The 6,110-nt window shown below is 66.0% G+C and carries 3 protein-coding genes and 2 pseudogenes; 2 read left to right on the top strand and 3 right to left on the bottom strand.

The annotated features are described in order from the left end of the window. Positions 1-153: 153 nt before the first annotated feature. Positions 154-1,523: pseudogene (locus tag NG697_RS20815) on the bottom strand (FAD-binding oxidoreductase). Between the two features lie 197 nt (positions 1,524-1,720). On the opposite strand from NG697_RS20815, the gene NG697_RS20810 reads away from it, so the two are divergent. Both NG697_RS20810 and NG697_RS20805 read left to right on the top strand, forming a co-directional pair. After that, complete coding sequence (locus tag NG697_RS20810) at positions 1,721-3,469, top strand: glycoside hydrolase family 13 protein (RefSeq protein ID WP_252615084.1); 1,749 nt, start codon at positions 1,721-1,723, stop codon at positions 3,467-3,469. Then, entirely contained in the window at positions 3,469-4,515 is a 1,047-nt protein-coding gene (locus NG697_RS20805; RefSeq protein WP_252603924.1) for a LacI family DNA-binding transcriptional regulator, read from the top strand. The genes NG697_RS20810 and NG697_RS20805 overlap by 1 nt, the downstream gene beginning before the upstream one ends. 66 nt (positions 4,516-4,581) lie before the next feature. Here NG697_RS20805 and NG697_RS20800 read toward each other — a convergent pair whose 3' ends face one another. Both NG697_RS20800 and NG697_RS20795 read right to left on the bottom strand, forming a co-directional pair. Continuing rightward, positions 4,582-5,073 (bottom strand): SRPBCC domain-containing protein, encoded by a 492-nt coding sequence (locus NG697_RS20800; protein WP_252603925.1) that lies wholly within the window; start codon positions 5,071-5,073, stop codon positions 4,582-4,584. Positions 5,074-5,284: 211 nt separating this feature from the next. Next, positions 5,285-5,865: pseudogene (locus tag NG697_RS20795) on the bottom strand (dihydrofolate reductase family protein). Positions 5,866-6,110: the final 245 nt, after the last annotated feature.

The following is a 6,110-nucleotide window of genomic DNA, read 5'->3' as shown; positions in this document are numbered from 1 at the left end:
CCACACACAAGGTCAATGAACTCGGTGCGGGTACTCAGAGGAAATGACCTGACCATTAAACGCTCCATCAATCAGAGCGTTGCAACGACCATATGACTCTGCCCGCTCAAAACGACAGTTACTGCTACCTAGTTTCGTGGCAGGTGGCGGCCTTTAGATAGCCTTGCCCGGGTTCAGGATGCCAGCCGGGTCAAAGAGTTCCTTGACCCTGCGCTGGAGCTCCCTGACGGGTTCCGCCTGCTCCAGCCGAGCCAGCGCAGTTTGTACTGCCCGATCCCGTGCTCGCCGGTGATGGTCCCGCCCATTTCGAGCGCAGCCTCAATGGAGGCGTCCAGGGCAAAGTTCAGCCGGGCCATGGCGTCAGCGTCCACCGCACTGTCCTGGCGGTCGATCCAGAACGTGGGATGCAGGTTGCCGTCGCCCGCATGCGCCACCACCTTGAGGCTCACACCATGTGTTGCCGCGAGGTCTTCCAACGCCGCCACGTAATCCACCAGGCGTGAGCGCGGCACGGCCACGTCCTCGCCCACACGGTATTCGTCATCCACTTCCACGCCCCGGCTGTTCCGGCGGAGCTCCACGAGCTGCTCGGCTTCCGCCGTGGATTCCGTGCTCACCGTTGCCCCGCCGGCTGCTAGGACGGAACGCACGACGTCGGCCTCCGCCGCTGCCCCGAACCCGTCGGTCTGGATCAGGAGCAGCGAACGGCCGCGGGAGCTCAGGTCGGAGCCGTGGAGATCGTCCAGCTGGGCAAGCGTCCCGCCGTCGAGCAGTTCCATGATGGCCGGCTGCACGCGGGCCCGGCCCACCGCCAGGACGCCGGCAGCGGCCTGCCTGAAGTCCGGGTAGAACGCGGCGATGGTGTGCACGTCACGGGGCAGGTACTTGAGCCGGACGGTCGCCCCCACCACGATCCCCAGAGTGCCCTCAGAGCCCACAAACAGTCCCGTCAGGTCGTAGCCCGCTACGCCCTTGAATGTCTGGTGGCCGGTGTGGATCAGGGACCCGTCAGCCAGCACCACATCCAGCGCCAACACTGAGTCCCGGGTTACGCCGTACTTGGCGCAGCGCAGTCCCCCGGCATTCGTGGCAACGTTGCCGCCGATCGTGGAGGAACGGAAGCTCGCCGGATCCGGCGCGTACATCAGGCCATGCACTGCGGCGGCCTCGTTGAGGGCAGCGTTGACCACGCCGGGTTCGACGACGGCGGTCTCGTCGTCCGGGTTGAGGTCAAGAATGCGGTTCATCCGTTCCAAGGACAGGACTACGCAGTTCCTGCTCGCGTGCGCACCGCCGGACACGCCTGTTCCGGCTCCGCGGGCCACGACGGCGACGTTGAGGGCCGCACACAGCCTGACCACGGCCTGCACGTCCGCCACAGACCCGGCGAAGACCACCGCCTCGGGGAGCTGGAAATCCGTGATGGGGGCCTGGTCCACGGCATACCTCGCGAGCAACTCCTCTTCGGTACTGACCTGCCCTGACCCGAGGGCGCCCACCAGCTCTTCAACCAAGCTGCCCACGCAGCCTCCCGTTCCGTCGTCGTTGTCGTTCTTCCTCAGTCTAGGCGGGCCACGACGTCGCAAACTCGTCACAATCCCGGGCTGCTGCAAGCGTTTCCACAGATCAGACCCATTTCTCCTAGAACACCGAATTGCATCTGCAAATACATGCTGGAAGCGTTTCCATATCATGACGCTGCTCAACTAGGCTGATCAGCATGTCTGTTGATTCCATGATCACCACCGCAGCTCCGCTGGCAGGTCCGCTGACCCTCATCCACGATGCCGACAACGCCCCCGGCTGGTGGCGCTCCGCCGTCATCTACCAGGTGTACCCGCGGTCCTTCCGGGACCTCAACGGCGACGGCATCGGCGATCTCGCCGGGATTACCGCGGAACTGCCGCAACTGGCCGAGCTGGATGTGGACGCCGTCTGGCTGTCCCCCTTCTACAAATCCCCGCAGCGCGACGCCGGCTATGACGTCAGCGATTACTGCGACGTGGATCCGATCTTCGGCACCCTGCGTGACTTCGACGTCATGATTGCCGAGGCCAACGGGCTGGGGTTGCGGGTCATCGTGGACCTGGTTCCCAACCACTGCTCGGACCAGCACGTTGCTTTCCAGGCAGCCCTCGCCTCCCCGGCAGGGAGCCCGGAGCGCGACATGTTCATCTTCCGGGACGGGACGGGGCCTGAAGGCCACGAACCACCCAACAACTGGCAGTCCCATTTCGGCGGTCCGGCCTGGACCCGGGTCACGGGGCCGGACGGCCAGCCGGACCAGTGGTACCTGCACCTGTTTGATTCCTCCCAGCCGGACTTCAACTGGGACAACCCGGCCGTGCACGCCGAATTTGAGCGAGTGCTCCGTTTCTGGCTGGACCGCGGGGTCTCCGGCTTCCGGGTGGACGTCGCCCACGCTTTGGTCAAGGCCCCGGGCCTGCCCGCCTGGGGCGGCCGGGCCGACGGCGGCAGCTCAGACGGCTTCCCCGGTCATGAGGCTCCGATGTTCGGCCAGCCGGCCCTGCACGACATCTTCCGGGCCTGGCGCCTGATCCTGGACGGGTACGGGCCGGACCGCATTCTGTGTGCCGAAGCCAACGTTGACCCGCTCCCCCGCCTCGCCGACTGGGTCCGGTCCGATGAAATGCACCAGGCCTTCAACTTCCCCTACCTGCACGCCGGGCTGGACGTTTACCGGATGCGCAGTGTTATTACGGACTCGCTGACTGCCCTGGACGCAGTAGGAGCCACCAGCACCTGGGTGCTCTCCAACCACGACGTGGTCCGGCATTCCAGCCGCTTTGGTTACAACGGGTCCGGTCCGCGCGATGGCGACGGCATCGGTGCGGCCGATCCGCAGCCGGATACAGCCCTGGGCCGCCGGCGTGCAGCCGCCGCCTCCCTGTTTATGCTGGGACTGCCCGGCGCCGCCTACCTGTACCAGGGTGAGGAGCTTGGGCTGCCGGACGGCATCGATATTCCGGAGCACCTGCGGCAGGATCCCACGTTCGCACGCACCGGAGGGGCCCGGCTGGGCCGCGACGGCTGCCGGGTTCCCCTCCCGTGGCGCAGCACAGAACGGCACCTGGGCTTTGGCTCCGGCCAGGACCCCTGGCTTCCCTTGCCGGCGAGCTTCGCGGACCTGGCACGGGACGCACAGGCCGCATCGCCGTCGTCGCATCTTTCCCTGTACCGGAAAATGCTGGCGGTGCGCCGCGAACTGGGTTTGGGCCGCGGGTCACTGGCTTGGGCCGAGGACTGGTGCAGCGGTTCGTCACTGGCGTACCTGAACGGCGATACGCTGGTGCTCATGAACCTCAACCACGAACCGCTGGAGATGCCGGCAGGCAGCGTCCTCGTCCGCAGCGCCGGCTCTGACTCTGGCTCTGGCTCTGACGCAACCCACTTCCTGGCGTCCGGGGAAACGGTGTGGCTGCGGGTTGGCGGAGGCGACGCGGCATAGTGGGACTTGCGGGCATCAAGGACGTTGCCGACCGCGCCGGGCTGTCGATCGCCACTGTGTCGCGGGCGCTCAGCGGCAAGGCGAACGTGTCGGCCAAGAGCCGGCAGCTGGCAAAGGCGGCAGCCGACGAACTGGGCTTCGTCCCGTCATACCACGCGTCCAGCCTGGCCTCAGGCCGTAACCACAACGTGGGGCTGGTGGTCCCGTCCATCCACCGCTGGTACTTCTCGTCCGTGGTGGAGGGCGTGTCCGGCACCTTGCTCGACGCCGGCTACGACCTCACCCTGTACAACGTGGGTGACCGGCCGGAACGCCGGCACAGCGTCCTGAACGACTTCCTGGTCCGCAAGCGGCTGGATGCGGTCATCGCTGTGGCGCTGGTCCTGAGCGAGTCAGAAATCAAACAGCTCTTGGCAATCCACCGTCCGATCGTCGGCATCGGCGGTGCCCTGGCCGGTGCATCCACTATCAGGATTGATGACGCCCGCCTGGCCAGGACAGCCACCGAGCATCTCATCGGGCTGGGCCACACGCGTATCGCACACATCACCGGCGATGCCGAATTGAACCAGGACTTCAAACTCCCCGGGATACGCCGCGCCGGCTTTGAGGCAGCCATGGAGGCTGCGGGGCATGCTGTCCGCCCCGAATGGGTAGTGTTCGCGGACTTCACTATCCAGGGCGCCTACGTGTGTGCCCGTAATCTCCTGGCCTCCGCAGCCGGGCGGCCCACCGCGGTTTTTGCAGCCTCCGATGAGATGGCGATCGGGGCCATCCTCGCCGCCCGCGATTTCGGCCTGCGCGTGCCGCAGGATCTCTCCGTGATCGGCATGGACGGGCATGAACTGGGCGAGGTCTTTGGGCTGACCACCATCAACCAGGATGCGCGCGGCCAAGGCGCCCTGGCGGCGCGCATGCTGTTGGAAACGATCGACGCCGGCGCGAGGCGGCCTGCCAAGGGCACGCCACCGTCAGCAGCGGCCACCGACCGGGAGTACCCTACGGAGTTCCTCGTCCGGAACAGCACGGCCGTCCCGCCGGCCTGACCGTGCCCATCAGTCCATTCTGAGCTGGGTCCGTCCCAAACTGCTATTCAGGGCCGGCCGTCAGGCCTAAGCTTCCCCGCCCATGAACCTCGCGAAACGGTCCAGCACCTTCGGCCAGCCGGCAGCATAGTCGGCGCGGGCTGCGGCAGGATCCTCCGCACCTTCCCAGCCGTTGTGGACCAGGCGCAGCTCAGTCCCGGATTCCACGGCCCTGAACGCGACTCGCAGCTCGGTGGACCAGATAGCGGTGGTCCCAGGATGCCAGGACGCGTGGAAGGAAAGCGGCGGCTGCCAGTCATCTATGGAACCCCAGACGGCGGTCCTGCCGTCGTCAGCTGTCTCCACGATGAGGTTCTCTTCAAACTCAACGTAAGATCCTGCGCCGTACACACCGTGTGAATCCAGCGGCCACCACAAGTGCGTGTGATCCGTGAAGCCGGCGAACGCCTGCGCCACCGGCCCCGGCACAGTGACAGTGCAGATGACAGGTTCAAGGTTCTCTGCGGGATCAACTGAAGCGGGGAGGGCGTCGTCCGCGTGGCTGAAAAGGTTCTCCATGGACGCCAACTCTACGCGGCTCCAGCATCCGCCACAGTCGACGCTCTCTCACTTCCCGCGGGTTTCCGGGCTCTTCACAGTTGAGGGTGTAATCGCTGGCTGGATGTTGGCTGGCGCGTCGGTCCCGGGGCAGCGATGCGCAACCGCAGCCGGAGGCCCGATCTTGTGACACCGTTCGCAGTGGCCTTCTTCGCGTACCCGCTCAGATCGGTCAACGGCGCACCCGATAGCGCAGGTGAAGCACCCGGTTGCCCTGAATCACCACGTCGGGATCCTCCAACAGGTGCTGTGCGTGGACCGACCCGAAGTAGCGCTTGCCGGACCCGAACACGACGGGTAAGACATCCATGCGCACCTCGTCGACCAGGCCCGCGGCAAGCACCTGGCCACCGACGTCGCCAGCGCCGACCTCGACGATGCGGTCACCCGCGAGCTCCTGCGCCTTGGCCACGGCTGCCTCGACGCCGTCGACGAAGTGCAACGGCGCCTCGGGGTCCCAGCCCTCGGGCTTCGGCCGGTGCGTCACGACGACCACGTGGTCGACCCCGCCCGGAGGCTTCCCGTCCCAGCCGTCCGTCATGTCGAAGACATGACGGCCGACGATTGTCGCCCCGATCTGGTCCCAGTACGGCCGGGTGTAGTCGTAGGACCTCTGCGACACCTTCAACTCGCCGCTCTCGTCCAACGGGACGTCACCGCTGGACAACCAGTCGAACAGGGTCCGGGCTGGTCGTTCTCGTCCGCGATGAAGCCGTCCACCGACACCGAGCTGTACATGACCACCTTGCCCACGGGGCTCTCCTTTGCTTTGAGGTTGCCCCACATTAGCAAGTCGTGAGTTGTCGCTCTTGTAAGAATTCAATCGGCCTGCAGCGGCCAGCCGTCCAGCGCGTGGCCGGGATGTTCGCGCAGGAACCGCCGCCTGACTTCGATGTCCCGGGTCACCGTGTCCCGTGCCATGCTCTTGAGCCGACAAGTCGTGGTCAGATGAGGTCAGACGAAAGCCGTCGTAGGGGTTGCGTCAAGCACGTCGAGGT

It is taken from the genome of Pseudarthrobacter raffinosi (genome assembly GCF_023913835.1).
GTDB classification, from domain to species: Bacteria; Actinomycetota; Actinomycetes; order Actinomycetales; family Micrococcaceae; genus Arthrobacter; species Arthrobacter raffinosi.
This window is presented reverse-complemented; position numbering and strand designations above follow the sequence as displayed.

Bases quoted from the DNA above. Each gene is read 5' to 3' on its own strand.
- NG697_RS20810 (WP_252615084.1), top strand. From the start codon at position 1,721: ATGTCTGTTGATTCCATGATCACCACCGCAGCTCCGCTGGCAGGTCCG.
- NG697_RS20800 (WP_252603925.1), bottom strand. From the start codon at position 5,073: ATGGAGAACCTTTTCAGCCACGCGGACGACGCCCTCCCCGCTTCAGTT.